At 69.6% G+C, this 26,414-nt stretch carries 24 protein-coding genes and 2 pseudogenes; 14 read left to right on the top strand and 12 right to left on the bottom strand.

From position 1 onward, the window contains the following. Window positions 1-28 precede the first annotated feature (28 nt). Window positions 29-2,647 (bottom strand): LamG-like jellyroll fold domain-containing protein, encoded by a 2,619-nt coding sequence (locus ACZ7L1_RS24255; RefSeq protein ID WP_471440060.1) that lies wholly within the window; start codon window positions 2,645-2,647, stop codon window positions 29-31. Between the two features lie 234 nt (window positions 2,648-2,881). On the opposite strand from ACZ7L1_RS24255, the gene ACZ7L1_RS24250 reads away from it, so the two are divergent. Continuing rightward, a complete protein-coding gene (locus ACZ7L1_RS24250) occupies window positions 2,882-3,223 on the top strand; it encodes a hypothetical protein (protein WP_471440059.1) in 342 nt (113 codons plus the stop codon). Between the two features lie 156 nt (window positions 3,224-3,379). Further along, window positions 3,380-4,222, top strand: a pseudogene (locus ACZ7L1_RS24245) (RNA repair domain-containing protein); the annotation flags it as partial. Window positions 4,223-4,589: 367 nt separating this feature from the next. On the opposite strand, the gene ACZ7L1_RS24240 reads toward ACZ7L1_RS24245, so the two are convergent. Further along, a complete protein-coding gene (locus ACZ7L1_RS24240) occupies window positions 4,590-4,988 on the bottom strand; it encodes a VOC family protein (RefSeq protein ID WP_471440058.1) in 399 nt (132 codons plus the stop codon). Window positions 4,989-5,081: 93 nt separating this feature from the next. Here ACZ7L1_RS24240 and ACZ7L1_RS24235 point away from each other — a divergent pair, with 93 nt between their 5' ends. Then, complete coding sequence (locus tag ACZ7L1_RS24235; RefSeq protein ID WP_471440056.1) at window positions 5,082-6,071, top strand: helix-turn-helix transcriptional regulator; 990 nt, start codon at window positions 5,082-5,084, stop codon at window positions 6,069-6,071. Here ACZ7L1_RS24235 and ACZ7L1_RS24230 read toward each other — a convergent pair. Then, on the bottom strand, window positions 6,053-6,247 hold the full coding sequence (locus ACZ7L1_RS24230) for an RCC1-like domain-containing protein (protein ID WP_471440192.1): 195 nt from the start codon (window positions 6,245-6,247) through the stop codon (window positions 6,053-6,055). The two genes, ACZ7L1_RS24235 and ACZ7L1_RS24230, sit on opposite strands and share 19 nt — an antisense overlap. Window positions 6,248-6,427: 180 nt before the next feature. Here ACZ7L1_RS24230 and ACZ7L1_RS24225 point away from each other — a divergent pair, with 180 nt between their 5' ends. Both ACZ7L1_RS24225 and ACZ7L1_RS24220 read left to right on the top strand, forming a co-directional pair. Further along, the gene (locus ACZ7L1_RS24225; protein ID WP_471440055.1) at window positions 6,428-7,192 is read left to right on the top strand and encodes an alpha/beta hydrolase family protein; all 765 of its coding nucleotides are present in this window, start codon (window positions 6,428-6,430) and stop codon (window positions 7,190-7,192) included. 192 nt (window positions 7,193-7,384) lie between these two features. Further along, window positions 7,385-7,519, top strand: a pseudogene (locus tag ACZ7L1_RS24220) (S1 family peptidase); the annotation flags it as partial. A gap of 321 nt (window positions 7,520-7,840) precedes the next feature. Here ACZ7L1_RS24220 and ACZ7L1_RS24215 read toward each other — a convergent pair. The 4 genes from ACZ7L1_RS24215 to ACZ7L1_RS24200 form a co-directional block, all read right to left on the bottom strand. Then, window positions 7,841-8,785, bottom strand: coding sequence for a GNAT family N-acetyltransferase (locus tag ACZ7L1_RS24215; protein ID WP_471440054.1), 945 nt, complete (start codon window positions 8,783-8,785; stop codon window positions 7,841-7,843). 248 nt (window positions 8,786-9,033) lie between these two features. Continuing rightward, entirely contained in the window at window positions 9,034-10,659 is a 1,626-nt protein-coding gene (locus ACZ7L1_RS24210; protein ID WP_471440052.1) for a multicopper oxidase family protein, read from the bottom strand. 169 nt (window positions 10,660-10,828) lie between these two features. After that, the gene (locus tag ACZ7L1_RS24205; protein ID WP_471440050.1) at window positions 10,829-12,130 is read right to left on the bottom strand and encodes an MFS transporter; all 1,302 of its coding nucleotides are present in this window, start codon (window positions 12,128-12,130) and stop codon (window positions 10,829-10,831) included. Between the two features lies 1 nt (window position 12,131). Next, on the bottom strand, window positions 12,132-13,217 hold the full coding sequence (locus ACZ7L1_RS24200) for a GNAT family N-acetyltransferase (protein ID WP_471440049.1): 1,086 nt from the start codon (window positions 13,215-13,217) through the stop codon (window positions 12,132-12,134). Window positions 13,218-13,521: 304 nt separating this feature from the next. Here ACZ7L1_RS24200 and ACZ7L1_RS24195 point away from each other — a divergent pair, with 304 nt between their 5' ends. The 8 genes from ACZ7L1_RS24195 (at window position 13,522) to ACZ7L1_RS24160 (ending at window position 20,871) form a co-directional block, all read left to right on the top strand. Next, a complete protein-coding gene (locus ACZ7L1_RS24195; RefSeq protein ID WP_471440048.1) occupies window positions 13,522-14,877 on the top strand; it encodes a DegT/DnrJ/EryC1/StrS family aminotransferase in 1,356 nt (451 codons plus the stop codon). After that, window positions 14,874-15,725: a transketolase gene (locus ACZ7L1_RS24190; RefSeq protein ID WP_471440046.1), complete on the top strand. Its 852-nt coding sequence runs from the start codon at window positions 14,874-14,876 to the stop codon at window positions 15,723-15,725. Before ACZ7L1_RS24195 ends, ACZ7L1_RS24190 begins: the two co-directional genes overlap by 4 nt. 8 nt (window positions 15,726-15,733) lie before the next feature. Next, the gene (locus ACZ7L1_RS24185) at window positions 15,734-16,762 is read left to right on the top strand and encodes a transketolase family protein (RefSeq protein ID WP_471440045.1); all 1,029 of its coding nucleotides are present in this window, start codon (window positions 15,734-15,736) and stop codon (window positions 16,760-16,762) included. Beyond that, complete coding sequence (locus ACZ7L1_RS24180; protein ID WP_055494957.1) at window positions 16,759-16,938, top strand: hypothetical protein; 180 nt, start codon at window positions 16,759-16,761, stop codon at window positions 16,936-16,938. Before ACZ7L1_RS24185 ends, ACZ7L1_RS24180 begins: the two co-directional genes overlap by 4 nt. Window positions 16,939-16,941: 3 nt before the next feature. After that, window positions 16,942-17,811: a lysine biosynthesis protein LysX gene (gene lysX / locus ACZ7L1_RS24175; RefSeq protein WP_471440043.1), complete on the top strand. Its 870-nt coding sequence runs from the start codon at window positions 16,942-16,944 to the stop codon at window positions 17,809-17,811. Then, entirely contained in the window at window positions 17,808-18,830 is a 1,023-nt protein-coding gene (gene argC / locus ACZ7L1_RS24170; protein ID WP_471440041.1) for an N-acetyl-gamma-glutamyl-phosphate reductase, read from the top strand. Before lysX ends, argC begins: the two co-directional genes overlap by 4 nt. A gap of 7 nt (window positions 18,831-18,837) precedes the next feature. Beyond that, on the top strand, window positions 18,838-19,671 hold the full coding sequence (locus tag ACZ7L1_RS24165) for a [LysW]-aminoadipate kinase (RefSeq protein ID WP_471440039.1): 834 nt from the start codon (window positions 18,838-18,840) through the stop codon (window positions 19,669-19,671). A 129-nt stretch (window positions 19,672-19,800) separates the two neighbouring features. Beyond that, on the top strand, window positions 19,801-20,871 hold the full coding sequence (locus ACZ7L1_RS24160; protein WP_471440038.1) for a M20/M25/M40 family metallo-hydrolase: 1,071 nt from the start codon (window positions 19,801-19,803) through the stop codon (window positions 20,869-20,871). 76 nt (window positions 20,872-20,947) lie between these two features. On the opposite strand, the gene ACZ7L1_RS24155 is transcribed toward ACZ7L1_RS24160, so the two are convergent. The 4 genes from ACZ7L1_RS24155 to ACZ7L1_RS24140 form a co-directional block, all read right to left on the bottom strand. Beyond that, the gene (locus ACZ7L1_RS24155; RefSeq protein WP_471440036.1) at window positions 20,948-21,793 is read right to left on the bottom strand and encodes an AfsR/SARP family transcriptional regulator; all 846 of its coding nucleotides are present in this window, start codon (window positions 21,791-21,793) and stop codon (window positions 20,948-20,950) included. Window positions 21,794-22,002: 209 nt separating this feature from the next. Beyond that, complete coding sequence (locus ACZ7L1_RS24150) at window positions 22,003-22,356, bottom strand: cupin domain-containing protein (protein ID WP_471440035.1); 354 nt, start codon at window positions 22,354-22,356, stop codon at window positions 22,003-22,005. 75 nt (window positions 22,357-22,431) lie between these two features. Then, window positions 22,432-23,883, bottom strand: a complete 1,452-nt coding sequence (locus ACZ7L1_RS24145; RefSeq protein ID WP_471440033.1) for an MFS transporter — start codon at window positions 23,881-23,883, stop codon at window positions 22,432-22,434. Between the two features lie 66 nt (window positions 23,884-23,949). After that, window positions 23,950-24,360, bottom strand: coding sequence for a DUF3291 domain-containing protein (locus ACZ7L1_RS24140; protein ID WP_388989676.1), 411 nt, complete (start codon window positions 24,358-24,360; stop codon window positions 23,950-23,952). Window positions 24,361-24,475: 115 nt separating this feature from the next. Here ACZ7L1_RS24140 and ACZ7L1_RS24135 point away from each other — a divergent pair, with 115 nt between their 5' ends. Further along, complete coding sequence (locus tag ACZ7L1_RS24135) at window positions 24,476-25,093, top strand: MerR family transcriptional regulator (RefSeq protein ID WP_471440031.1); 618 nt, start codon at window positions 24,476-24,478, stop codon at window positions 25,091-25,093. 3 nt (window positions 25,094-25,096) lie between these two features. Here ACZ7L1_RS24135 and ACZ7L1_RS24130 read toward each other — a convergent pair whose 3' ends face one another. Then, window positions 25,097-26,407, bottom strand: a complete 1,311-nt coding sequence (locus tag ACZ7L1_RS24130) for an NAD(P)/FAD-dependent oxidoreductase (RefSeq protein WP_471440030.1) — start codon at window positions 26,405-26,407, stop codon at window positions 25,097-25,099. Window positions 26,408-26,414 lie beyond the last annotated feature (7 nt).

Here is a 26,414-nt window from a genome sequence, read left to right as displayed (position 1 = left end):
GAGGCCTCACACGTCGGGCAGCGACCGATCAGGTGAGGAACAACTCCAGTACGGTGACCGAGAGCGGCGGCACGGTGCTGGTGAAGGACGCTGCCGCGCCGGTCACGGTGCTCGTCCTGGGCACCAATGTGTCGGGTTCCGTCAGCGTGTTGGTGGTGGCGCGCGAGGGGCCGGTCAGGACCGTCGCGGTGGCCTGCCTCTTTACCCCCCTGGCCAGCCCCTTCAGCTCGACCGGCACACTCACCTTCTCCGTCCCGCAGTTGACGACCGCGAGGTAGAGGCGGTTCCCGGAGCGGGTGGCCACGGTGGCGAGGCCGGGCAGCGCACGTGCGGTGGCCGGCAGCACCGTGGTGCCGAGCCTGCTCGTCAGCATGTGCTGTGCCCAGTAGCTGGGCGACACGTAGCTGGTCAGGTTGTCGTAGGCGATCAGGTTGGTGGCCCAGACGTTGTTCTTGACGTGCGAGAAGAGCGGGGCGTAGCACTCCATGAGGACCTGGTCCGAGTTGCGGATCAGACCGGCCAGCCAAGCGGCGTCGCCGAGTGCCGCGTTGAGGTCGGGTGTGGGGCGGCCCTCCTGCGCGGCCCACTCCCCGACGAACACCTTCGTCGACGTGCGGTCCCGGTTGTCGTACTTGTGAGTGGAGGCCTGGGCGGCGGACGGCGCGAGGTAGTAGTGCTCGTCGATCAGATCCGGCGTGCGGCTCGTCACGGACGTCGTCGCGATCAGCTTCAGATGCGGGTACTTCGCCTTGATCGCGTCGTAGAAGGCCGCGAACCGCTCGTCGTACGACCCCGAGGAGTCGAACCAGTCCTCGTTGCCGATCTCCACGAACTCCAGGGGGAACGGCTCGGGATGTCCGTCGGCGGCACGTCGTGCGCCCCAGGTGCTGGTGACAGGGCCGGTGATGTACTCGATCTCGTCGAGGGCGTCCTGGACGAACGGCTTGAGGGCGTCGCCGGTGACGTGTTCGCCCTTGAGCGAGTAGCCGGCGTAGACGGCGAGGACCGGCTGGGCGTGCATGTCCTCGACCCATTGAAGGTATTCGAGGAGTCCGAGGCCGTCCGTGGACCAGTAGCCCCAGGCGTCGTCCATGTGGCCGGGGCGCTCCCAGACCGGACCGATGGTGTTCTTCCAGTTGAACCGTGTCGCGATGGTGTTGCCCTCGATGAAGTTGCCGCCGGGGAAGCGCAGGAACTTCGGCTTCAGAGCGACCAGTTTGTCCATCAGGTCGACGCGCAGGCCGTTGGGCCGGTTGTTGTAGGTGGGCGGGAAGAGGGACACATGCTGGAGCCACAGGGTCTCGCCCGCGGCAGTCGGGTCGGCCGTCGTGACGGTCAGCCTTGCGTCACCGACCACGGGGGCGCCTGAACCGGTGCGCAGGGTCAGCTCGAACGGGCGGCCCGGGAAGGCGGTGCCGATGTGCGGGACGTGGGCGGACGCGTACACCGTCGCGCCGTCCGCGGACTCGATGGCCACCGTGAGCGCGCCGATGCGCCGCGACGCCTTGGCGAACAGCCGGGCGGTGTAGGTGGTTCCGGGCCGCACCGGTATGCCCCAGAAGCCGTCGTTGGCGACGCCGGCCCGGTTTCCGGCTCCGGTGCTGCTCGGCAGCACGACCTTGAGGGAACGGTTCAGCGCGGCGTTGAGCGGGTTGGCGGTGTCAAGTGCGAGGGACGTTCCACCCACGGCGGACCAGTGGACGGGCGTGGTGTCGCTGGCCATCATCGAGCGGTTCTGCACCAGCTCGGCGTAGATGCCACCCTCGCCGGAGTGGTTGATGTCCTCGAACATCAAACCGGGGAGGATCGGGGACACGGCGTGCGCGGGATTGCCGACGTCCACGCTCAGCAGCGGCGTCGTGGTCTCCACGGGGACGCCGGCCAGCGCCGCGACCTGCTCGGAGGTGAGAGCGGACGGGAACATCCATACGTCGTCGATCAGGCCGTGCCACTGGTCGACGTGCCCACCGCCGTAGAGCGCACGGCCGATGGCGGTGTCGCCGCTGCCGGCCCAGGCCGCGGTGTAGGCGGTCTCCCCTTCCAGCACGCCGTTGACGTAGAGGCGGATGACGCCGGCGGTCGGGTCGCTGACGCCGGCCAGGTGGGTCCAGGTGCTGGTGGTGGGCGCTGAGGCGGCGGCCGCCACCGCGGCACTCTGAGTGGCGTCCGAGTTCAGCCGGGCGAAGGCGAAGGTGCCGGTGTCGTCGCGCAGTCCCAGGTAGAAGGAGCTGACGACCTTGCCGTCGATGCTGACGGCGGTCTGGTAGCCGCCGAGTTGAGCGAGGTTGACCCAGGCTCCCACCGAGAACGCCTTGGAGGTGTCGAGGGCCGGCCCGGACGCCGTGGCGTTGCCGCCTGCCGTGAGGCTCAGGCTGTGGGTGCCGACCTTGCCGGTGTCCCACCCGGCGGCGCCCTGGAGCGTCGCGGTACGACCGTTGCCGGAGGAGTCGGCGGCCGAGGTGCCGGAGCCTTCGTCGAAGGCCCAGTGTGCGGCTGCGGCGGGGAGGTCCGCGGTAGTGGCGCTCGGGGTTGTGCCGGTGGGTTCGGCGGCCCCGGCGGGAGCGGCGGCGGCGAAGGTCCCGGCGAGGGAGGCGGCGCCCAGGACGGTGAGGACGGTTCTGCGCGGCACTCCGGCTTCTGAAGGCATGCGGCTCATTCCTTTGTGACAGACCGTTGCGTTGCGTACCGGCCGGAGTAGGGAAGCCTGCGAAGCTGTCAGCTGACCTCGTTCGATATTCCGTACGACGATCGGTACTTCGAGCAGCAGGGATCTTAAGGTGTCGGCGAGGCCCGTCAACACCCCTCGTATCGCAATGCTTCTTCAGGTTTCGTCCGCCACGTGGTCCTCAAGAGGCAGACCTGCACGAGGACTTCCGTCCGGTTGCGTCGGCTTTGGGGGCTGGAGGGTGGTTGCTGTCTCGACGTCTTCGCTCCGGCGGGAGCCCGGCAGGGGTCCCCGGCCGGAGGGAGGACGGAGCTGAACAGGGCCGTCCACGGCCACGAGGGCCGTGGCTGCTTCGAGCGCTACTCCCAGGGCACCTGGTCCACGGGGCGTCACCTGCCGGTCGCCGCTCTCACCGACGGCGGGGGCGCCCGGCTCTGGCAGATCGAGTCCAGCGCCGGCTGGCGCTACGAGACAGGGGAACGCGAGGGCGCCGCCTACCTCGCCCTGTTCGGACCGGACGACGCGCGTCACGGGAAGGGTCCCACTCCCGTCTCCTGAGACCAGGGCCCGACTCACTCGCCGGTCGGCGGGAATAACGCGTTCCACACCATCACGTACCGCACCTGAATCGTCACGGTTCGAACGGAACAACCGTCGAGCACAGGGTGGGCGGCACCCTGGAGGAGAAGGCGTGACGGCCGCAGAGGAGGCGTGATGCGAACCAGCGACGAGATCTATCACCGGGTCCGCTGGGACCCGCGCTTCGACCCGGGCCGGTTCGTTCTGGGGATCAGCCAGCGCGGGGGTGCCTTCAAACGCATCCCGCTGCCTTCCTTCGTGCCCGGAGGCGACATCCCCTGGCACCGGGTGATGTTCATCGAGGCGGACGGCGAGCTGGTCTGGGACCGGGCCACGGGCGTGGACCGCGTCGACGCGTCGGGCGCAGGCCGGGTGCAGGACCCGCAAGATGACCTGAGCTTCGGCTCGAGCCTCGGCAGGGGCGAGCCCGTCGGCGTCCTGGACGTCCCCCACACGGCCCGCACCGCGGTGGCCTGGATCCCGCCCGCGGAGCTGTGGCCGCCGATCCAGGACATCCGCCGGGATTACGATCCGCAGATCCACCGCTGGCCGCCGCACGTCAACGTCCTCTTCGGCTTCGTGCCGGAGTCCCACTTCGAGCGGGCCGCGCCGCTGCTCGCCGCGGCGACGGCCGAGACGCCTGTCTTCACCGCCCGGCTGGACGGGGTGCGCACCTTCCGGCACCAGGCCCACTTCACCGTGTGGCTCGACCCGGCGGCGGGCGGCAAGGCACCGTGGGCGGACCTGCACCGCGTACTGCAGCGGCGGTTCCCGCGCTGTCGTGGGCCCGCCAAAGACTTCACCCCGCATCTGTCCCTGGGCCGGACCCGGGATCCGCGGCGAGTCAGCGCCGACTGCGCCACCCGGCTCGACGCCATGACGGCGACAGTCTGGGAACTCGTCCTGCTCTCGCGCAGGGACTACGGGCCGATGCGGCCACGGGCCACGGTCGCCCTGCGCACGGGCGAGGTCCGCTGGCTGCCCGCACCCGGTCTCGAAGCGCCGGGCCCGGAGGACGCGGCATGGCTCTCCGAGATCACCGAAAGGTGAGGCCATGGCCGGGTGGGCCCCGGACGGCACCACCGGCTACACCGCAAGCACCTCCAGTGAGGGGTGGTACGCCGTCGTGGTACGCCGTCATGAACTCACCGACCAGGAGTGGGAGTTACTCGCTCCCCTCATACCGCGGGTCAAGACGGGACCCCGCAGGCACAAGCGCAGACGTCCTTCAGGGGTAAGCGGTGCGTTCCGATGTGCCCTGCTGGTGGCGCACCTGGACCCGGGCGCCGCGTTCATCGGGAGCCCTGGGATCTCGGGGCTCCCGCGTGAGCGGCTGTGCGTGGCGTCAGCGTGCGAACTTTTCGATGGCCTCCGGGGTGACGGGGGTGAAGAAGTTGACGAGGTTGCCGTCGGGGTCGCGGAACAGCAGCGACCGGTTGCCCCAGGGCATCGTGGTGGGTTCGTTGACGAAGTCGGTGACGAAGCCGGTCAGGTTCTGGTGAACGCGGTCCACGTCGTCGACGAGGAACTCGGTGATCACGCTGTGGTTGTCCGCCGGGCGGGCTGAGCCCGGGGCGAACAGCGGGACGGTGCGGGTGCCGGCGATCGCGAGGGTTGCGCCCGCGGTCTTGAGTTCGGCGAAGTCCTCGGTGGCCCGTATCGCCTGCATTCCTGTGGCTCGCTCGTAGAAGTCGACGAGGCGTGCGACGTCGCTGGTGATGATGCGGATCGAGACGAAGTCCATGGGAATCTCCTTGGCTGTGCTGGAGGCGTGCACGGCGCAGGCTAGGAGAAATAGTGGACAGGATCGGTCCTGTATTCGCGTTAGGCTGCGAACATGTCTCGACCCACCGGCCGCGTGCTGACACTTCTGGAGCTGCTGCAGTCGGGCGGCACCCGGACTGTGGCCGAGCTCGCCGACCGTCTCGGCGTCGAAGGGCGCACTGTGCGGCGGTATGTGGGCCAGCTGATCGACCTGGACGTGCCCGTGGAGTCGGTGCGCGGCCGCTACGGCGGGTACCGGCTGGCCCCCGGGTACCGCTTGCCTCCGCTCATGCTCAGCGACGACGAGGCGCTGGCCGTGCTGCTCGGCCTGGTCGCCGGCCGCCGGGCAGGGCTGACGACGACGGAGCGCACGGCAAACGAGACGGCGTCGGCCAAGATCCGGCGGGTGCTGCCCAAGCACATCGCCCGCCGGCTCGACGCCCTCCTGGAAGCTCTCGCCTTCACGGATCAGCCCGGTGAGTTGGATCGCCCGGACGCCGGGCTCCTGCTCACCATCGCCGATGCGGTGCGCCACCGTCGGCCGGTCTCGATCCGCTACACCGACCGCGACGGACTGCGCAGCGAACGCACACTGCACGTGTACGGGATCGTGGCCCACGCGGGCCGGTGGTACGTCACGGGCAAGGACGCCCAGGTCGGCGAGGACCGAACCTTCCGGCTCGATCGCATCGCAGACGCGAGGACCCTGCCCGGCTCATTCGAAGCGCCCGTGGGTCCCGGTCCAGCACAGCGCGTGATGTCAGGATTAGCCACGGCCGAGTACCGGCATGAGGTGACCTTGCGGATCCACGGGACAGTTGAGCAGATCCGCGCGCACCTCCCCGCCAGCGTCGCGAGCCTGGAGGAGCACGAGCCCGCGGCCGGCCAGGCCCCGGCGGCCGAGCACTGGCTGCGCGTCGAACTGCGGGCGCAGCGGCTCGACTGGTTGCCTCGGATACTCGCCTCACTCGACCGGCCGTTTGTCATCGAACGCCCCGCTGAACTGCGCGACCTCGTCATCGCGCTCGCCGATCGCCTCACGTCCTACGCCCGCCAAGCCTGACAGTGAGGAACCAATGTCACCGCCACGGCGACGATGTCGCGCCAACCGCCGACTGCGCACTGTCCGTAGCTGTTGTCTCCCGCTGCGAGGACCCCTCCGGACGCAGTGACCCCGACGGTGTGGTAGCTGCCCGCGCCGAGCGCCTGCCCGGAGTCGTGATCACGTGGCGGGGAAATGGGTTGAAGGGATGATGATCAAGCTGATAGCTTTTCAGTCGACCGTGACACCGTCCGAGGAGGTGAGACCCATGAACGTTGTACCGACGTGGGTGCTCCCCCTTTCTGTCACGGCCGGCGATTGACGTAGTTGTCGCCGGGAGCGCCTCCCTCACAAGGCACTCTCGAAGGGCAACTGCCATGAACACTTTCCTCTTCACCGCTGAGTCCACCGCCGACGGCATCGTCGAGCGCGACTTCACCGTCAACGGCGTCCCCGGTGTCCTCCGGTCTCCCGAGTCCGGCGCAGACCGTGCGCCGCTGATCCTCCAGGCCCACGGGGGCGGCAACCACAAGAAGCACCCCGCGATGTCGGGCCGGGCCAGGCATCTGGTGCACGGCTGCGGCTACCACGTGGCCGTCCTCGACGCGCCCGGTCACGGCGACCGGCCGCGCACCGAGTACGACGAGCGGGAGGTTGCCGCGCTGTTCGCGGCCCGGGCGGCCGGCGAGCCGGAGGGCCCGATCGTGGTCCGCTACAACGACCACCTCGCCAAGCTCGCCGTGCCCGAGTACCACGCGCTGCTGGACGCCCTCCAGCAGCTCCCGGAGATCGGAACCGACGGGCCGATCGGTTTCTGGGGCATCAACATGGGCACCGCGATCGGCGTGCCGTTCGTGGCCGCCGAGCCCCGGATCACGGCCGCGGTCTTCGGCCAGCACTGGCCCTACGTGCTGGCCGGTTACGCGGAGCAGATCACCATCCCGATCGAGTTCGACCTGCAGTGGGACGACGAGCACATCTCCCGCGAGGAGGGCCTCGCGCTGTTCGACGCCTTCGCCTCGGCGGAGAAGTCGTTGCACGTGAACTCGGGCAAGCACAAGGAGCTGCCCCGGTTCGAGGTCGACAGCGCGGTCCGGTTCTTCGCCCGGCACCTCGGCGGAGCGGTCACCGCGTCGGCCTGACGTCCGGGGTTGCGGCGTCCGGCTTACCAGTCGGGCGCCGCAACCGCGGCCCCGGGTTGAGGCTGCGCATCCAGATGATGGATCCGCGTAGTTGGAGTCCCGCCATGTAGCTTTAGGCGCGGTTGGCCCGCGAGGAGTACGCCATATCGGCAGCTACCGCGTCGGACTTTGGCTGCCGCCGCCCTGTCGGCCGTGCCCGCGGCCGCCGTGTCGGGCCCGCAGGCCCCCGCCGCCACAGCAGCGGCCACCGCACGGCTCGACGTCGGCGGCCAGCGGGGCTGTTCGGCCACGCTGGTGGCTCCGCAGTGGCTGCTGACGGCCGCGAGCTGTTTCACCGACACCCCGGGCGCCACCCTCGCCCCCGGCGTGCCGAAGCTGAAGACGACGGCGACCATCGGTGGCACCGCCCAGCAGGTGGTCACCCTCGCGCCCCGCGCCGACCACTTGACATCCACGTGCACGAAGACGGCTGGCTGTCGATCCAGGTCAGCGATCCTGACGGCCTTACGACGGTCCTGGGAACCCGACCCCAGGGAGACTGATGACCACCGGCGATACGGTCGTGGTCGCGCAAGGAAGATTCCGGCTGCGAGGTCCGTCGAAAGGCCCGCAGGAACGCCTCGCGAAGGTGCCGGCCGGGATGCCGTATCACCCGGCCAGTCGCACATCGACGTCCTGGACGAACGGCGCCTGGTACGGCACGAGGTCGGGGCTCGGCTCGTTGATCAGCACATCGAGCCCGAGCGGGGTCCCTTCGGCGATCAGCCCTGAGCCGTCATCAGCGGGCAGGTGGTAGCGCAGCAGCAGGGAGGGTTCGCTCAGCGCGTCCAGGCGGAGGACTCGGGTGGCCTCGTCGGGATCGTCCATCGTCCCGAAGAAGCGTGCCGGGATCGGAGTGAAGCGCAGTGCCGTCTTGAAGCTGAACAGGCCCGGCTTGGCGATGTGGCCGTACAGTGCCGGGTCGGTGCCCAGTGAGATGTCCCGGCAGCCCAACTCACGGGCGACCTGGAACGCCTGCACGTACATGGCTCGGACGACGCGGTGCTGCCGGCTGTCCGGAGCCGTGGCGGCGAAGCGGATCACCACCGTGGACACGTCCTCGCGAACGCGGCACACGCAGCAGCCGACGAGCGTGCCGTCCGCGAGGGCCTGCACGGCGAAGTACTCGTCGGCGTGCGCGAGGACGTCGTCACGGTCGTGGCGCGCGAAGGGCACACCGTGGCGCATGGTGCTGATCTGGCGTTCGTACAGTTGCAGGAAGGCGTCGTAGGTGTCCGGATCCAGTGGCACGACCGCCTTCATACGGATGCCCTGTTCGGCCACGTAACGCATGCCGGCCCGGACGCTCCGGCGCTCCTTTCCGGAGAGCCCGTCGAGAAAGGCCTCCTCGGAGGGGCCGGCCGGAGCGATCCAGGTGACCCAGGCCGGATGGACGGCGAACCCGGCCCGCCGCAGTTGCGGTCGGCAGCGCGGGTCGGGGTCGACGACGCGAACCACGTCGAACTCACTCCGCCGGGACGCCCAGTTGGTATGCAGGGCCTCATCGGCCGTCACCAGTGCCGTGGTCAGTCCGTAGGTGGTTTCGACAACCATCCATGCCTCCTGGCGGTGCGGGGTTCGGGACGGAGTCCCGCGTGCTTGTGACCCGTTCGACACGTCGAGCGTCGCGCTGCCGTGTCGCGATCACATCGACACGACGTCACAGGGACGCCGTCCTCGCACGAACGTGGTGAGCGGTGGGAGTACTTCTCGACCGAGGAAGAGGCGGAGGGTCGCCGCCTCTTCCTCCCTCCGCCGGTTGATCACCTGGCGGTGTTCCTGTGCAGGTCAGCGCGGTGAACTCAGTCGACGACGTTGATGTAGCTCATCATGCCGTTGTCCTCATGGGCCGCGATGTGGCAGTGGAACATGACCTTGCCGGTGAAGTCGGAGAACGGGACGCGGATGACCACCTTGCCGGGCACGCCGTTGACCTCGTGGGGCACCGGGATGGTGTCCTGACGGCCGGTGTAGGGCTGGGGCACGCCGTTGATCGACATGACCTGGAAGGAGTTGGTGTGCATGTGGAAGGGGTGGTCCTCACCGGCCTCGTTGGTAACGGTCCACTCCTCGACGGTGTTCACCTTCGCGGGGGTGCTGAAGACCGAGGAGTCCATACGGAACTGCCGGCCGTTGATGAGGAAGCCTTCCGAGTCGTCCCCGCTGAGGGTCACGCCGCGGTTCTGCGCGATGGGGGCGTCGGACAGGTCGGGAAGCGAGGAGGGCAGCGTGCCGGAGACGGGCGGCAGCTGGGCCTGTGCGGGACCGGCGACGTTGACCGTGAACAGCGGGGTGTCGGGGTAGCTGTCACCGTCCGGACCGTTGCCGAACGCGAGGGTGCGCAGGGTTGTCCGGCCGGACTGGTTGCCCGCGGTGACCAGCACGTCGTAGCGCTTGCCGGGGGGCAGCAGCAGGGTGTCGGACGTGGTCACCTTCGAGGCCGGAACGCCGTCCTGACCGATCATGGTGAACCGGTAGCCGTCGAGTTGGAGGTGGTACCAGATGTCAGCGCCGACGTTGGCCAGGCGCCACAGCTGGGTCTCACCGGGCTTGATGATGAGCACGGGCAGCAACTGCCCGTTGACCAGCCGTACCGTCGGGGCGTTGGAGTCGATCGACGTGGTGTCGGTGTTCTGGACGATGTGACCCGTCTTGTCGACCTGAACGTCCTTCAGGTTCACGGTGTGCGTGGTGATGCCCTGCAGGGCGGGTGGCAGCAGGGCCCGGTCGTCGCCGACGACCAGGGCACCCGAGAGGCCTGCGAAGATCTGGTTCTCCACGTCCCCGGGAGAGAAGCCGGCGCCGGGCGAGGGAGACATGTCCATCCCCGCCATGCCGGAACCGTCCGAGGGGCAGGTCGTGCCCATGGCATGGCTGTGATACCAGTACGTGCCGACCGGATGGTCGGCGGGCAGGTTCAGGTGGTAGCGGAACGTGGTACCCGGGGCAATGCACAGGAAAGAGTCGTCCGAGTCGTTCGACGGCGAGACGTGCAGGCCGTGGAAGTGCAGATTGGTCGCAACCGAAAGGTTGTTGACCAGGGTGATCGTGGCGTGTTCACCTGGCACGAAGTGCAGGGTGGGGGCGATGAACGAGCCGTTGTAGGACTGGCCCCACACCTGCTTGCCGGCCACCTCGAAGCGCGTGTCGTGCGCGTTCAGGGTGATCGTCATGTTCGGGCTTGTGACGGTGTCGAGGACCGGCGGGTCGGAGAAAGGCTGTCCGGAGGTCATGCCCGCCTGCTGCTGGGCCGTCGACAACGGCTGATCCGTCGTCGACGCCGAGGTCGACGCGGCCGATGCGCCCCGGGAATACACGACTGCGGCGGCAACGACCAGGAGCGCGGCTGCCAGCGCCTGTATCGCTATGACGTGCCGTCGTCTCCGTCGGCGGGCTGCATCCGGCACGGCACCGGTGGTGTTGGACATCGGTTCCCCTATTCGTAGGACACTGTGATGAGGTTTCGGCTGGTGAACAACTCCCGGTCAGCACGGGCGACTTTGCCTGCAGGCACAGCGCCGGCACGGGAGACCTCGCTGAGGTGGTGGCTGATCTGCCGTGGCGTCGATGGTTGTCGTCCAGCGAGTACGGACGTCGTCAGCCGTCCGGCTCCGCTGTGGCCGCGGCCGGTATCACCGCCGGATTGCCGGCGTCTTGTGCTGCTCCCGCCGCCCGCGGCGCCGCCGTGTCGCGCTCCGCGGGAGCGCTGCCGGGCAGCGTGCCCCGGCGCCGGCCCACAGTGGCGAGGGCCAGCAGCACCAGGCCGCTGACGGCGCCCAGCAGGAGGAACGGCAGTCGGTCGGTCACCTCGTAGAGGGCGATGCCGATGACGGGGCCGAGGACGTTGCCGATGTCCGAGACCAGGCCGAACAGGCCGAAGGCCTTGCCGTCGTTCGCCGTGGCGGCCTTCAGCTCGACAATCCCGCGCCGGGCGGCAAGGAAGAGCGTCGCATAACCGAACATGTAGACCATGAAGCTTCCGCCGACGGCCACGAAGTGGGCACTGGCAGCCATGGCGCACAGGCCGACGGCTGTGAGACCCAGTCCGATCGCCGCCAGGTTCCACAGTGGCGGCGTGTACCGGCCCAGCAGCCACATCGTCAGGCCCGAGACGGCCAGTCCGGCGACGAAGACCGCCGAGATCGCCGTTCGTGCCAACGTGTGCGCTCCGGTACTGAGGTAGACCGGCAGGACCGGTTCGAGCGCGGAGTACACCAGGAAGGTGAACATGTCCAGCCCGCCGAGCAGGAGCGCCCACACCCACCACCGGGCCGGTGCGGGCCCCGCCGCGGAGGCGTCCGAGGCGGGGACGGAATCCGGTTCTTCCCCGGCTCCCTCAGGCTCCGGCCCGGGAATGGCCAGTACGAGTCCGAGAGCCGTCGCTGCGGTCACCGCGGCGCCCGCGACGAAGAGCGCCGTCAAGCCGGCAGGTACGGCCAGTCCGGCGACCAGCGGCCCGAGGAGGAACCCGGCCACCGCTGCCGACCCGAAGTTCCCCATCATCCTGCTGGTGGGGATTCCGTGCTGCCGGCACAGCGCCGTCATGCCGGCGTAGAGAGCCGGCGACACCAGTCCCTCGCCGATCCCCCAGCACACCCGGGCGCCCAGCAGGGTGAAACTGTCCCGGGCCAGGGCCGTGAGGAGGATGCCGACCGCGGCGGTGAGCATGGACAGCATGGCGACGCGGTCAGCCCGCCACTTGTCGACCCACCATCCGCCGACCGGCTGGGCGAGCGCCTTGGCCGCAGCGAACAGTGCGAAGGTCAGCGCGACGACGACCGGCCCGGCCCCGACCCGGTGCTCCAGGTCCGGCACGAACGGGATCATCACCGTGTACGACGCGTTGACGCTGACGACGGCTGCCAGGAGCAGTGCGGCAGGGCGCCGGCCTGGTCCCATCTCAGTCTCCCGTGATGTAGGCGGACAGTACCTGGTGCATGTGGGCGAGCGCCGGTTCCAGGTCCGGGCGGCGCTCGGGGGCGTAGACCAAGGCCCACAGGTCGGTGCCGGTCAGGGCGTGTCGCTCCTTGAACCGGTAGTTGTCGCGGCCCCACTCGATGCGCCGCATGCCGTGCCCGTACGCCCACTCGGTGCTGCGGTACATGAGCGCCACGTAGGTGCTCAGGTCGTGGAGCGTGGCGTAGTCGACACCGCCGCACATGAAGGTGACTTCCGACCCGCGCCGGAAGGCGAAGAAGGCCCCGACCAGCCGGTCGTCCACCTCGGCGGCGACCATCATGGCGCCGGGCACCCGCAGCATGCCGTGCAGCGCGTCCTCGTCGAACAGGGCCGGCCAGTCGTTCTTGTCGCTGGTGTCGACGGTCAGCGGGAACGCGGCCGGCACCAGCCTGTGCGCCTTAGGCCCCTCGATCATCCGGACCCGCAGGCCGCGCTCGTCGGCCCGGCGCAGCCGCCTCTGCACATCCCGCCTGATCTTGTTGGTGACGCGGTACATGTGGTCGTCGAAGTCGCCGGAGAGGTCGCAGCTGTAGGTGCGTTCGAGCAGTACGCGGCCGACCGGAGGCCCGGCCACCGCCAGCCAGTCGGCCACGCCCTCCTCGGTGAGGTTGGGCACGACGAGCACCTCGGCCGGTCCGGACTCGATCCATTCCATCGCGGTGGCGTACGCGCCCCGGACCAGCGCAGCGGGCACGTGCCCGCGCTTGCCGTACATGGAGTACGGGGAGCCGGCGAAGACCACCGGGTTGCCGAACCGGCCCACGAGGCCGACCTGCCGCTCGTATCCGTCCCAGAAGGGGGACTCGCGCACGGCGTAGAGCGGGAGAACCGACGCGCCGTCAGGGTGCGCCGGGTCGGTATGGACGTAGGCATGCCGCGCGCGCTTCTCGATGCCGATCCTCTCCCAGGCGCGCAGCCAGTTCGCGGAGTCGTACAGGCAACTGGCGACCACCCGCTGCGGCACCTCGTCGGACAGCCGCCAGTCGGACGCGGTCACCACGCGCTGGCCGGCTTGTGTGGTATCCACCCAGCACACCTCCCGCTTGAGCCATCGGGTCGAGACTGGGACACGGTAGGGACGGCGTCTCTCGCGGTGGTCTCACGCTGATCCCGTCTCGCGCCGCCCGGGTCTTTCGTCACTCGGTGGCACCGCCGTGCCCGGGAGCACTCGCCCGGGAAATCGGATGGCCGGATATCGCCGTGAGAACGCGACAAGAGCGGCGAGCCGTAGCGTCCGCCGCAGGGCCGGGGTCCACGGCATCGTGGGCGGCTCTTCACGTATCCCGGCGATACGGAACAGGCGAGGCCTGTTTGGCTCACAAGGGAGAGACATGAAGGCGCAGCTGGCGATGTTCGGCAGCAAGCCCGTGGTGCGTCCGGAACACCGGCGGCTGGAGTGGCCGGTGGTGACGCAGGCGGACAGGGACGCCGTCCTGCGGGTCCTTGACAGCCGCAAGTTCACGGTCGGCGCGAAGGACGAACAGGAGATCAGCGGACTCGAGAGGGAATGGGCCGAGTTCTGCGACACCCGTTACGCGGTCGCCGTCAACAGCGGCACGGTGGCGCTGGAGCTGGCGCTGACCGCCCTGGGCCTCCAGCCCGGCGACGAGGTGATCGTCCCGGCGCTCAGCTATGTGGCGACCGCCATGGCGCCGCTGTACCAGTTGGCGATTCCCGTCTTCGTGGACATCGACCCGGTCACGTTCAACATCGACGTGAAGCAGATCGAAGCGAAGATCACCAACCGCACCCGGGCGATCATCCCGGTCCACCTCGGCGGTCTGCCCGCCGACATGGACGAGATCCGGGGCATGGCCCGCAAGTACGACCTGCTGGTGATCGAGGACGCCGTACAGGCGCAGGGCGGGAAGTACCGCGGTGAGACCGCGGGCTCCATGGGCGCCGCCTCGGTCTTCAGCCTCAACGTCGAGAAGAGCATCCCGACCTGTGGCGAGGGTGGGCTGATCGTCACGGACGACGAGAACGTGGCCGAGCGCTGCCGCAGCCTGCGTATCCTCGGCGAGGACCTCAGCACGGAGGAACGGCTGTACGTGTCCGCCACCCGCGGCTCGAACCTCAAGCTCAGCTCGGTACTGGCCGCCTTCACCAGGGCCCAGCTCGCCAGGTTCTGGGACTACCAGGTCCGCCGCGACCAGAACATCCCCGTCTTTCTGTCGCGGCTTGCGGCGCTGCCGGGCATCGTCGTCCCGCCCGTCCCGACCGACCGCACCCACATGTGGCACATGCTGCGCTTCCGCTTCGACCCGCAGGCGGCCGGCCTGGACGGGGTCACGCCGGGCCGTTTCCGCCAGGCGCTGCGCCGGGCGCTGCTCGCGGAAGGTGTTCCGCTGACGCACTACCAGATCATTCCGCTGCCCGGTCAGCCGGTGTTCCAGGAGCAGAACGCCTATGGCAACGGCTACCCGTGGTCGCTTCCGGGGACCAATCCGCAGCGCTACGACCTGGCCGACTACCCGGTGACCTGCGAGGTCATCGAGGACTCCCTCTGCCTGCGGCGCATGCACCTGAACCCCGACGCCGGTCCTGCCCTGGACGAGTACGCGACCGCCTTCGAACGGGTCTGGGAGAACCTCGGCGTCATCGCGCGCTTCGCCCGCGCCCTCGACTACGAGCCGCCGTGGGCCGCCGTCAAGGGGTACCGGCAGCAGGCCGGTGTGCCGGCGTGAGCGTCCGGATCGCCGACGCGGCCACGGACGAGGATACGGACCGGGACGACCTGCGGTGCCGGGCGATGGCGGTCCGGGAGCACGTGCTCAGGATCGGGGCCGGGGCGATCGGCACGCACGTGGGCGGGTCCCTGTCGGCGACCGACATCCTCGTGGCGCTCTATTTCGGGGTCCTGCGGGTGCGGCCGGACGACCCGGGCTGGCCGGGGCGCGACCACTTCGTGCTCAGCAAGGGGCATGCCAGTGCCGCGCTGTACGCGACGCTCGCCGAGCGGGGGTTCCTGGCCACCTCGGAGCTGGACACCTACGGGTGCGCCACCGGGCGGCTGATGGCACACCCCACACCCGCGGTGCCCGGCGTGGAGTTCGCGACCGGATCGCTGGGCCACGGACTGTCGCTGGCCACCGGACTGGCTCTGGCCGCCCGCCGGGCCGGACGCCCCAACCGGGTCTTCACCCTGATGGGCGATGGCGAGCTGCAGGAGGGGTCGGTCTGGGAGGCGGCCATGGCGGCCGCACACCTGGAGCTGGACAACCTCACCGCCATGGTGGACCGCAACCGTCTGCAGATCAGTGGTCCGACCGAGGACCGGATGCGGCTGGAGCCCCTCGCCGACAAGTGGCGGGCCTTCGGCTGGCAGGTGGTCGAGGTGAACGGCCACGACTTCGCCGAACTGGTACCGGCGCTGCGGTCCGCCCCGGTTCCGGGGCGCCCGACCGTACTGATCGCCGACACGGTCAAGGGACGCGGCGTGCGCCATCTTGAGCACCGCAAGCAGAGCCACTTCGCCAAGCTCGGTGAGGCAGCCCACGAGCGGGCACTCGCCGCCCTGCGAGCCGCGACATGAGTGGCCCGTTGAGCGCGCACGGTACGGCGCGGCGGGCCGTCGAGGACCGGCAGGACGGCTCCGACCGGGCCGCCTACCGCGCCACACTGCTCGAACTGGCGCGAGCGGACAGCCGGATCTGGTGCCTCGATTCGGACATGGGCGGGCTGGAGAAGCAGTTCGAGGCCGTACTGCCGCAGCAGTACGTGGACCTCGGTATTGCCGAGGCCAACCTGATGTCCGTCTCAGCCGCGCTCGCCAGCACCGGCATCCTGCCCTTCGTCAACACGATGGCCGCGTTCGCCTCGGCCCGGGCCCTGGAACAAGTCAAGATCGATATCGCCTACCACAGGCTGCCGGTACGCATCGTCGCCACGCATTCCGGCTTGTCCGCAGGCCACCTCGGCCCGACCCACCACGCCCAGCAGGACCTCGCGGTGATGCGGTCGCTGCCCAACATGACGGTGATGACGCCTGCGGACGCCGCCGAGACGGTGCGGATGGTCAACGCGGCGGCGTACCTGCCCGGCCCGGTGTACATCCGGCTCGGCCGCGGCCCGACCGACCCGGTCTACCACGGCGACTCCGGGTTCACCGTCGGCGAGGCGGTTGAGCTGCGCACCGGAAGTGACGTGACGATCATCGCGGCCGGTTCCCACCCCGTCCTGTTCGCGCTGGAGGCGGCCGAACAGCTCGCCGAGCAAGGCATCGAAGCCGCAGTGCTGAACATGCACACCATCAAGCCCCTTGACGTCGCGGCGGTGGTGAGGGCGGCGAGCAGCACCGCCGGCATCGTGACCGTCGAGGACCACGCGCTGCTCGGCGGGCTGGGCGGCGCGGTCGCCGAGGCCGTCGCCGAACACGAGCCGACCCGGGTACTGCGGGTCGGGGTGAGCGACGCCTTCTCTTGCCGGCCGGGCAGCCACCGCGCCCAGCTCATCGCCGGCGGCGTCAGCCCGCACCACGTCATCGCCGCCGCCACGGCCGTGGTGAGCGGCCGTTCCTGCACAACAACCGTTCACAACAACAGTCACATCCCAAAGGAGAGTGCGTCATGACCACCGCCACGGCGAGCACCTGCCCGGAATGCGCCGAGATCGTACCGACGGCGCCGGACATGCACGTGACGTCGATCGTCGTGTGCCCGACGTGCAAGGTCGAGTTGGAGCTCATCTCCCTCGACCCGGCCGAGTTCGCGCTCGCCCCGGAGATCGAGGAAGACTTCGGGGAGTAACGGGTGAACACGAGTGCGTCGCAGGACGGCCTGCTGGCCGTCCTGACCACCCGCGTCCGCCTGGAGGAGCGGCTGATCTTCGCCGCCCTCGAGCGGCGCGGCATCCCGTACGCCTCCGTCGACGACCGCACCCTGGTCAGCGACCTCACATCGCCGTCGCCGGTGCGGTACCGGGGCGTACTGAACCGGATCATGTCCCACACGCGGAGCCTCTACGCCGCGCACCTGTTGGAGTCGACAGGCCATCAGGTACTCAACCCGAGCAGCGTCATCGAGGTCTGCGGCGACAAGATCCTCACGTCGCTGGCCCTGATACGCGCCGGGTTGCCGACCCCGCGGACGGTCGTGGCGGTGACCCCCGACGCGGCGCTTCAGGCCATCGAGGAGATCGGGTACCCGGCGGTGGTCAAGCCCGCCGTCGGGTCGTGGGGGCGGCTGCTGTCGAAGGTCAACGACCGGGACGCGGCCGAGACGCTCGTCGAGCACAAGCAGGCGATGCGTTCACCGGTGCACTCGGTGTTCTACGTCCAGGAACTCATCGACAAGCCGGGCCGCGACATACGGGCCATCGTGCTCGGCGACCAGGTGGTCGCGGCCGTCTACCGCAGGTCGGGACACTGGATCACCAACACGGCGCGCGGCGCCACCACGGAGCCGTGCGAGGTGACGCCGGACCTGGCCAAGCTCGCGCTACGGGCCGCGGAGGCGGTCGGTGGCGGCATGCTCGCGGTGGACCTGATCGAACGCGCCACCGGCGAGGTGCTGGTCACCGAGGTCAACCACACCATGGAGTTCCACGGACTCGCCTCGGCCACCGGGCTGGACATCGCCGATCTCATGGTCAGCCATGTCCTGGAGGTGGTGGCGCGGTGAAGGCCTCGGTGATCGGCGCCGGCGGATACATCGGCGGCGAACTCGTCAGGCTGCTGCTTCAGCATCCGCACCTGGAGCTGAGCCAGGCCACCTCGACACACCACCGCGGACGTCCCCTCAGCGCCGCGCACCCGAACCTGCGTGATCAGAGCGACTTGTCCTTCGTGGCCGAGGAAGACCTGTCGGAATCCGACGTCGTCTTCCTGGCGACGCCGCACGGAGCATCGACGAAGAGCATCGGCACATGGTCCGCGCTCGCTCCGCTGGTGGTGGACCTGAGCGCCGACTTCCGGCTCCACGACCCCGGCCGACGGGAACGCTACTACTCCGGTGCCACGCCGGATGAGTCCTGGCTCTCCCGTTTCCGGCCGGGGATCCCCGAACTGAACCGGGAGCAGCTGCGCGGGGCGAGTCACATCGCGGTGCCGGGCTGCATGGCCAACGCCGCGATCCTGGCCCTGCACCCGCTCGCCACGGCGGGACTGATCGCGGGCGCGGTCCTGGTCGACGCCCGTACCGGCTCCAGCGGCGGCGGCAGGACCCCCGATGAGGCCAGCCACCACCCCGAGCGCAGCGGCGCCCTGCGCATGGCCAAGCCGCACGGTCACAGACACACCGCGGAGATCGAGCAGGCATGCGGAGTGCGGGTGCACATGACGGTGACCGGCATCGAGGCCGTGCGCGGCATCCAGGCGGCCTGCCACATCACTCCGGCGCGGAGGGTCACCGAGCGCGAGCTGTGGGCGCTCTACCGTACGGCCTACCAGGACGAGCCCTTCGTACGGCTGGTCAGGGAGCGGTCCGCTCTGCGCCGGATGCCGGAGCCGAAGATCCTCAGCGGCACCAATTACTGCGACATCGGCCTGTCCCTCAACTCGGAGGGAGACCACCTGATCGTCGTGTCGGCCATGGACAACCTGGTGAAAGGAGGTGCCGGCAATGCCGTCCAGTGCTTCAACATCGCCTCTGGCCACGACGAGACCGCGGGACTGCGGTTCGCCGGGCTCCACCCGGCCTGAGCGCTTCGTGATCAAGGTGGGTGGATCGCTCGGCGCGGAGATGGCCCGTGCATGCGCCGACATCGCCCACCTCGTCGGGCAGGGCAGCGAGGTGGTGGTCGTGCACGGCGGTGGCGCCGAAGCCGACCGGCTCGCCGCCGAACTCAACCGGCCCACCCGCACCATGACCGCATCCAATGGCCGGCACAGCCGCTACACCGACGCGCCCGCGATCGACGCGCTCGCCATGGCGATGCTCGGCCGCGTCAAACCGGTGCTGGTCACGGGGCTGACCCGGGCCGGACTACGCCCTGTCGGCCTGTCAGGGATCGACGGATCCCTGGTCATCGCCCGCCGGACGCCGCCGGCCAGAGCTGTGGTCGACGGTGTCGAGCGGGTCGTCCGGGACGACTTCTCCGGGCGGATCCACGAGGTCGATCCGGATCTCGTGCTGACCCTGCTGGGCGGCGGCTACGTCCCCGTGGTGTCGCCTCCCGCGCTGGATCCGGCCCTCGGCATGCTCAACGTCGACGCCGACCGGTTCGCCGCCCGGCTCTCGCTCGCCCTGGCAGCCGACTGGTTGATCATCCTCTCCAACGTTCCCGGGCTGCTGCGCGACCCCGCGGATCCTACGAGCCTGGTGACCGAGGTGCCCTGCGAGGAGTTGTCCCGCTACCTGGACGGCGCGGGAGGGCGCATGAAGGTGAAGCTGCAAAGCGCCGGTGAGGCCTTCGTGGCCGGGGTACCTCACGTCGTCCTCGCCGACGGCCGGCTGGACTCCCCGGTGCTCGCCGCACGGGCGGGAGCCGGCACGACATTCGTCAAGGCACTTCCCAACCCTGATGGCAGACCGCGTGTGTGACGGGACGTCAGCCACGGCACTGTCCGTCATCCGTCACGAGAGTCGGATCCGGGTTCGCAGCCGGACTGGCTCCTCGACGGCCCGGCTTGCGAACGACCAGTTCGAACCCGCCTTGAAAGGTAGAACCCGATGAGCACACGCGCCGAGTCACTGCTGCGACAAATGGTCGAGATTCCCTCGCCGTCGGGCGGAGAGGCGGAGCTGGCCGCCTTCCTCGCGGGAGAGCTGCGGAACTGGGGCTTCGAGACGCACATCGACGAGGTCGGCAACGTCATCGCCGGGCGCGGCCCGGCCTCCGGCCCGACGATCATGATGATCGGCCATATGGACACCGTGCCGAGCCGGCTGGAGGTGCGGCAGGAAGGCACCGTCCTGCACGGGCGTGGCACGGTGGACGCCAAGGGACCGCTGGCCACCATGATCTGCGCGGCCGCGGCCGCCCAGGTCGGCCCCGTGCACCTGGTGGTCGCAGGAGTGGTCGAGGAGGAGACCTTCGGACGGGGTGCGACGCACCTCCTCCAGGGGCACCGGCCCGACGCCGCCTTCGTCGGGGAACCCAACGGGTGGTCCGGCGTCGGTATCGGCTACAAGGGGCGGGTCGTGGTGCGGTACGACGTGTGCCGCCCCGCCGTGCACACGGCCAGCCCCGACGAGAAGGCCACCGAGGCGGCCATCGCCTTCTGGAACAAGGTGGTCGGCTACTGCGACGCCCACGCGACGGGAAGCCGCGCCTTCGACCGGCCCATCCCGACGCTGGTGGACATGGGCGGCACGATCGAACAGGCCCGGATGACCGTCGCCTGCCGCACTCCCCCGGGATTCGACCTGGAGGAGTTCGAGCGGTTCCTGGCCGATGCCGCCGGAGACGGTGTACTGACGATCGATGACCGGACCCCGCCCGTGCGCGTCGACACCCGCGGCGCCGCGGTGCGTGCCCTCTGCTCCGGGATACGCGCTCACGGCGCGCGTCCCACGCTGAAGCTCAAGACGGGCACGGCCGACCTCAACATCGTGGAGCCGCGCTGGAAGGTGCCGATGGCCGTCTACGGCCCGGGCGACTCCAGCCTCGACCATACCGACCGGGAGCACATCGACCTTGTCGAATACGCGATCGCCATCGATGTGCTCCGGCATGCGCTGGAGACGCTCGCCGACGAGCTCGTACAGGCCGAGGAGGCGGCAGTGGCCGGTGCCCGGTGAGACGCACGCACGTGCTGTGCGGCTGTCGGGGTACCGGCCTGTGCCCCCTTGTGCACATCCCTCCCCGTGACTGCCGTCAGCCGACCGCTCGGGAAACGCCCCGCCGGGCGGGCCCCGGGCGGGAGACGGCCTCGGTCGGGAAGACCGGGTGACCTGTGATGATCCGCTGGTGCAGCTCCTGGAGGCGGGCGCACGGGTCTAGGCCGACATGGCTGATCAGTGCGGCCCGGCCCGCGTGATAGACCGCGAGGGCGTCGGCCCGGCGGTCGGACAGGTACAGCGCCGTCATCAGGTGCCAGCGGAGCTGTTCGCGCAACGGGTGCTCGTCGACCAGCAGGCTCAGCTCTCCGACCAGTTCCCGGTGGCGGCCGAGGGCGAGTTCCACGTCGAAGCACGCCTCCAGCAAAGCGAGCCGGCGCTCCGCCCAGTACGCCGCGACCGGCTCGAGCGCCCGGCTCGCCAGTCCGGCCAACGGTTCTCCGCGGAAAAGCGCCAGAGCCGCACGGTAGTCCTCGACGGCGCCTTTCGGATCACCGGCCTCGGCCCGGACCCGACCGCGCCCACTGAGTTCCTCGAACAGCTGGGTGTCCAAAGACCCGTCGGGCAGACGCAGCAGATAGCCGCCGCGGACGGTCTCGAGGAGATCAGCGCTCGCCCCGGCATTGACCAATGCCTTGCGTACCCGCCACACACAGGTCTGTATCTGTTTGTCCGCGGTGACCGGCGGCGTGTCGCCCCACACCGCGTCGACAAGCCTGCCGAGTGGCACCACCTTGTTGACCTCCATCAACAGCACGGCAAGGACAGTGAGTTGGCGGCTTTCGGGGAGGGGAACCTCCCTGCTCCCGAAACAGATCCGCAACGGTCCCAGGACGCGGAAGAAGGCCTTGTGGGCTCCGTCGGACGACGATTCGACATGCATGGGAATCCTCGGTTCTGTGATGGTGACGACACCCACGACTTGAGACTGGTCACGACGAATTGGCTGCCGCAGATATCTGCCGTTTCGGTCTGGCGGGAGGAACGCGGCAAGCAGATACGGTTTCCTCGGGAGTCAGACCAGTGACCGTACAGTCCCCGGGAATCCGCACGGGCCTGCGGCGGGGCGTCGATTGTGCCGAATGCACGGCGTCAGCTTTTCTCTTCGCTGCTCTCGATTTTGAAGATCGACACGTACCTGAGGGGTGTTTCGGCAATGAAGTGGGTGTGCGCGGAGCCTGCAGCGGCGGCGAAGACGTCACCGGTGGTCATGGTGCGGCCCTGGTTGCTGAGCGTGCCCTCGATGACGTACAGGAACTCGGTGTGCTCGTGCACGTGTGGGTCCGTCTGGTAGCCCGGCTCGGCCTCGACGATGGCCACATGGTAGCCGTCCGCGCGGGCGGCGATCCTGGCCCGCGCCTTGCCCTGGGTGCCCCAGGGGATCCACGGGAGTTCGTCGTTGCCGTCGACGCGGGCGATGTCCCAGCCTTCGAGTGAGGGTTCCATCGTTCCTCCTGGCACGGGTGGCGCGGGTGCCCGCGGGGGTTCGGGCACCCGCGCCGGTCGGGGGGGGGTGGACGGTCAGGCCGTGGCTGCTGCGGTGCGGTCCGCGTCGGTGGCGGCCGCCTCGGTCTCGGCGGCCGGGGCGTCGGCGGCCTGCGGCCGACGCGGGATGCCCAGTGCGCACAGCGCGCCGGCGAGCACCACACCGACGCCCACCCACACGGCCGGGTGCATGCCGTCGACGAAGGAGGTGGCCGACGCGGTGCTGCCGTGGTCGGCGAAGACGGTGCTCAGCACGGCGATGCCGAGCGCGCCGCCCACCTCGCGGACGGTGGTGTTGGCGCCGGATGCCTTGCCCGCGTGCTCCTGGCTGACCGAGCCGAGCACCACGGCCGCGGTGGGCGCGAAGACGAAGCCCATGCCGATGCCGGAGACCACCATGGGAGCGACCAGGGTCGCGTAGGAGGTGTCAGTGCCGGCGACCACGTTGATCCAGGCCAGGCCCGCGCCCTGCAGGAAGAGCCCGAGGGCCATCAGCCGTCCGCCGCCGACCTTGTTGGTCAGCACGCCCGCGACGGGGGCGACGAACATCGGCATCAGGGTCCAGGCCAGGGTCCGCACTCCGGCCTCGAAGGGGGTGCGCGGCGGGGCGATCTGCAGGTACTGGGCGAGCAGGAAGAGCGAGCCGAAGACGCCGAAGTACATGCCGGCCGAGACGACGTTGGTGAGGGTGAAGGCGCGCACCCGGTAGAAGGAGAGTGGCAGCATCGGCTGGGCGGTGCGGCGCTCCCAGAGCAGGAAGAGGGCGAGCAGCACGGCGCCGGCGGCGAACGCGCCGAGCACGGTGCCGGATGTCCAGCCGTCGGTGGAGCCGTGCACGATGCCCCAGACCGCGGCGAACAGCGCGGCCGCGGCCAGCAGCATGCCCAGCAGGTCCAGGCCGACGTCCTCCAGACGACTCTCTTGCAGTACGAAGCGGATCAGCGGGACGGCCACGATGCCCACCGGCACGTTGACCCAGAAGATCCACTGCCAGTCCAGGCCGTCCACCACCGCGCCGCCGACCACCGGGCCCATGGCCACGGCCAGGCCGCTGATGCCGGACCACAGGCCCAGCGCCAGACCGCGTTTGCGGGCCGGGACGGCCTCGGAGAGCAGGGTGAGCGAGAGCGGCATGACGGCGGAGGCGCCGATGCCCTGCACGGCGCGGGCGGCGATCAGCTCACCGCTGGTGGTCGCGAGCCCGCAGGCGACGGAGGCGAGGGTGAAGAGGGTGATGCCGAGTACGAAGACCCGGCGGCGGCCGAAGCGGTCACCGAGCGCGGCCGCGGTGAGCAGCAGGCAGGCGAAGCTGAGCACGTACGCGTTGACGAACCACTGCAGGTCCTGCGTGGAGGCATTGAGCTTCACGGCCAGGGTGTGCAGCGCGGTCGAGACGACCAGGTTGTCCAGCGCGACCATGAACATCGGGACGCTGGAGGCCACGATCGACAGCCATAGCGGCACCGACCGGGTATCGGGCTTGGTCATGGAGGGTCTCTCCTCGGCGGGTTCGCTCAGGGGAGGCGAACGGGATGGACAGTCTGTGACGGCTGTTCAGGAACGGGACTCCGCGGCCTGCTGCTCGGCAAGGCGGCGCTTGGCGTCGCTCCAGGCGATCGGCAGCTCCCCGACCGGGACCTCCCAGAAAGTGAAGACCGAGTGGCGCATGGTGGGCCGCAGCCCCTTCATGATCGAGTTGTGCGGTTCGGTCTTGGCGTAGGCGTAGAGCTGCTCGCGGCTCTCCCAGGCGGAGAGGGTCCAGAAGGTACGGCGCAGCGGATCCGCGATGAGCGAGGCGCCGAGGGCCCCCTGGGCCCCGCGGACCTGCTTCCAGGCCACGAGGGAGCGGAGGAAGAACCGCGGCACGTCTTTCAGCGAACGCACCTCCAGGCGGGAGGCCATGACCAGCGCGGTGGCGAGGCCGGGCCGCGGCGCGTTCGGGGTGGTCCAGGGAAGTGTGGGCATGACTGTGTCTTCCTGGGAGGGGCCATCTGCGGACGCCGCCCGCGGCCACATTGGACAGTGCCACTATCGATGATAGACAGTAGAGCTATCGAATGGCCAGAAGGAAGCGAGCCCGATGCGAATCTCGGAACTCAGCCGGAAGAGTGGGGTCTCCGTGCCCACGATCAAGTTCTACATCCGCGAGGAGCTGCTGCCCGCCGGCCGCCTCACCTCGGCGACCCAGGCCGAGTACGACGAGCAGCATCTGCGCCGGCTGCGTCTGATCCGGGCGCTGATCGGGATGCGCGGGCTCTCCGTGGAGGCCACCCGGCAGGTGCTGGGAGCCCTCTCCGAGGAACAGTCCTCCCCGCACCTCGTGCTCGGCCTGGCCCTCGGCGCGATCCGGCTCTCGGACGAGCCCACCGAGGAGTCCGAGCAGCTGGCCGCGGTGGACGCGCTGATCCACGAGCTGGGCTGGCAGGTACACAAGGACGCCCCCGCCCGCGGCGTGCTGGCCGGGACTCTGGCCAGCCTGCAGCAGTTCGGGATGGCTCTCGACTGGCATGCCCTGCTCCCCTACGCCCGGCTGGCCGAGGAGACCGCCCGCCTGGATCTCGACCAACTGGACGGGGTGACGGACCCCTTGGAGCTGGCCGAGCGCGCCGTCGTCCTCACCACTTTGCTGGAGCCCGCCCTGATGGCGCTGCGCAGGCTCGCCCAGGAAGACGAGTCGGCGCAGCGCCACAAGGAGTGAGGCTCAGGCGCCCGGGCCGTCGAGTTCCTCCAGCAGGCGGCGGGCCGCCTCGGCGCCGGAGGAGAAACCGGCCTCGTGCGAGCCGATCTGGTCCCAGCCGAGCCTGCGGGAGTGGAAGTAGGAGCCGCAGAGCTTGACCCGGGTGCCCTCGTTGACGGCGTAGATGTCCTTCTGCAGTTCGCGCACCGGGTTGTCGATGATCGGGTGGGTGTAGGGGAAGCGGGCGATCACCGTCTCGGGGCGCACCTCGCGCGGGTAGTCGAGGGTGACGAAGTAGTCCTGCTCGGCGGTGAAGCCGTGCAGCTTGTTCATGTAGTACGCGACGTAGGTGTGGGCCTGGCCGTCCGTCGAGACCTTGCCGTAGTTCCACGCCTCCCAGCGCTCGCGGTCGGCGGGCATCACCGAGTCGTCGGTGTGCAGCACCACGTCGGAGGAGTTGTAGCGCACGGTGCCCAGGACGGTCCGTTGCCGCTCGGTGGGGTTCTCCAGCATGGACAGCGCCTCGTCCGCGTGCGCACCGATGACGGCGTAGTCGAAGCGCTCGCTGCCGTCGGCCGTGGTCACCGTGACGCCGTCCGGTTCCTGGCGGACACCGGTGACCGGCTCGCCGGTGCGCACCTCGGGGCCGATGGCGGCGATGGCCTTGCGCACGTAGGAAATGGAGCCGCCGCCCACCGTGCGCCAGTCCACGCGGCGCCCGCCCAGGCCTCCTTCGTCGTGGCCCATGTAGAAGGCGATGACGGTGGAGGCGGGGATCTCCCAGATCAGCTCGGCGGGGACCGACCAGACGGCCGAGCAGAGCAGGATGACGTAGGAGTGCCGGAACTCCTGGCTGTAGCCGCCGCGGTCCAGGTACTCGCCGAGCGGGATGTCGGTGCGGCGGCGCAGGAAGTCGCGGCGGCCCTCGGTGTGGAAGCGGCGGGCCTCCCGCCAGATGGTGAGGAACTCCGGGGAGCCGGCGTAGCGGGTCGTCACCTCTTCCTCGCCGAGGTCGAGTTCGTCGGTGCCGTACTGCAGTCCGGTGTCCAAATCGAAGAAGTTGAAGCCGCCGAGGTGCTCCACCGCCTCCACGCCCAACTCGTCGAAGAAGGCGTAGAGGTTGGGGTATGCGGGGCGGTTGAAGACGACGAAGGCGGTGTCGATGCCGAGGACGCGGCCGGCCTCCTCGATCTCGACCGTGTTGGCGTGCCCGCCGAGCCGGTCCTCGCGTTCGAAGAGGGTGATCCGGGCGCGGTCGCGCAGATGGTAGGCGGCGGAGATGCCGGACACGCCCGCGCCGATGACGGCGACGCGGGGGGTGTGGTCGGGTGCCATGATGGTC

The organism is Streptomyces sp. NPDC107546 (genome assembly GCF_055639175.1).
The sequence above is the reverse complement of the archived record's forward strand: the minus strand, read 5'-3'. Positions and strand labels throughout refer to the sequence as shown.

What these genes read in the sequence shown, in the direction of transcription:
- ACZ7L1_RS24180 (WP_055494957.1), top strand. Translation starts at nt 16,759, where the DNA reads ATGACCACCGCCACGGCGAGCACCTGCCCGGAATGCGCCGAGATCGTA.
- ACZ7L1_RS24210 (WP_471440052.1), bottom strand. Translation starts at nt 10,659, where the DNA reads ATGTCCAACACCACCGGTGCCGTGCCGGATGCAGCCCGCCGACGGAGA.
- ACZ7L1_RS24195 (WP_471440048.1), top strand. Translation starts at nt 13,522, where the DNA reads ATGAAGGCGCAGCTGGCGATGTTCGGCAGCAAGCCCGTGGTGCGTCCG.
- ACZ7L1_RS24215 (WP_471440054.1), bottom strand. Translation starts at nt 8,785, where the DNA reads ATGGTTGTCGAAACCACCTACGGACTGACCACGGCACTGGTGACGGCC.
- ACZ7L1_RS24155 (WP_471440036.1), bottom strand. Translation starts at nt 21,793, where the DNA reads ATGCATGTCGAATCGTCGTCCGACGGAGCCCACAAGGCCTTCTTCCGC.
- ACZ7L1_RS24130 (WP_471440030.1), bottom strand. Translation starts at nt 26,407, where the DNA reads ATGGCACCCGACCACACCCCCCGCGTCGCCGTCATCGGCGCGGGCGTG.
- ACZ7L1_RS24140 (WP_388989676.1), bottom strand. Translation starts at nt 24,360, where the DNA reads ATGCCCACACTTCCCTGGACCACCCCGAACGCGCCGCGGCCCGGCCTC.
- ACZ7L1_RS24240 (WP_471440058.1), bottom strand. Translation starts at nt 4,988, where the DNA reads ATGGACTTCGTCTCGATCCGCATCATCACCAGCGACGTCGCACGCCTC.
- ACZ7L1_RS24135 (WP_471440031.1), top strand. Translation starts at nt 24,476, where the DNA reads ATGCGAATCTCGGAACTCAGCCGGAAGAGTGGGGTCTCCGTGCCCACG.
- ACZ7L1_RS24225 (WP_471440055.1), top strand. Translation starts at nt 6,428, where the DNA reads ATGAACACTTTCCTCTTCACCGCTGAGTCCACCGCCGACGGCATCGTC.
- ACZ7L1_RS24150 (WP_471440035.1), bottom strand. Translation starts at nt 22,356, where the DNA reads ATGGAACCCTCACTCGAAGGCTGGGACATCGCCCGCGTCGACGGCAAC.
- ACZ7L1_RS24255 (WP_471440060.1), bottom strand. Translation starts at nt 2,647, where the DNA reads ATGCCTTCAGAAGCCGGAGTGCCGCGCAGAACCGTCCTCACCGTCCTG.
- ACZ7L1_RS24160 (WP_471440038.1), top strand. Translation starts at nt 19,801, where the DNA reads ATGAGCACACGCGCCGAGTCACTGCTGCGACAAATGGTCGAGATTCCC.
- ACZ7L1_RS24235 (WP_471440056.1), top strand. Translation starts at nt 5,082, where the DNA reads ATGTCTCGACCCACCGGCCGCGTGCTGACACTTCTGGAGCTGCTGCAG.
- ACZ7L1_RS24145 (WP_471440033.1), bottom strand. Translation starts at nt 23,883, where the DNA reads ATGACCAAGCCCGATACCCGGTCGGTGCCGCTATGGCTGTCGATCGTG.
- ACZ7L1_RS24205 (WP_471440050.1), bottom strand. Translation starts at nt 12,130, where the DNA reads ATGGGACCAGGCCGGCGCCCTGCCGCACTGCTCCTGGCAGCCGTCGTC.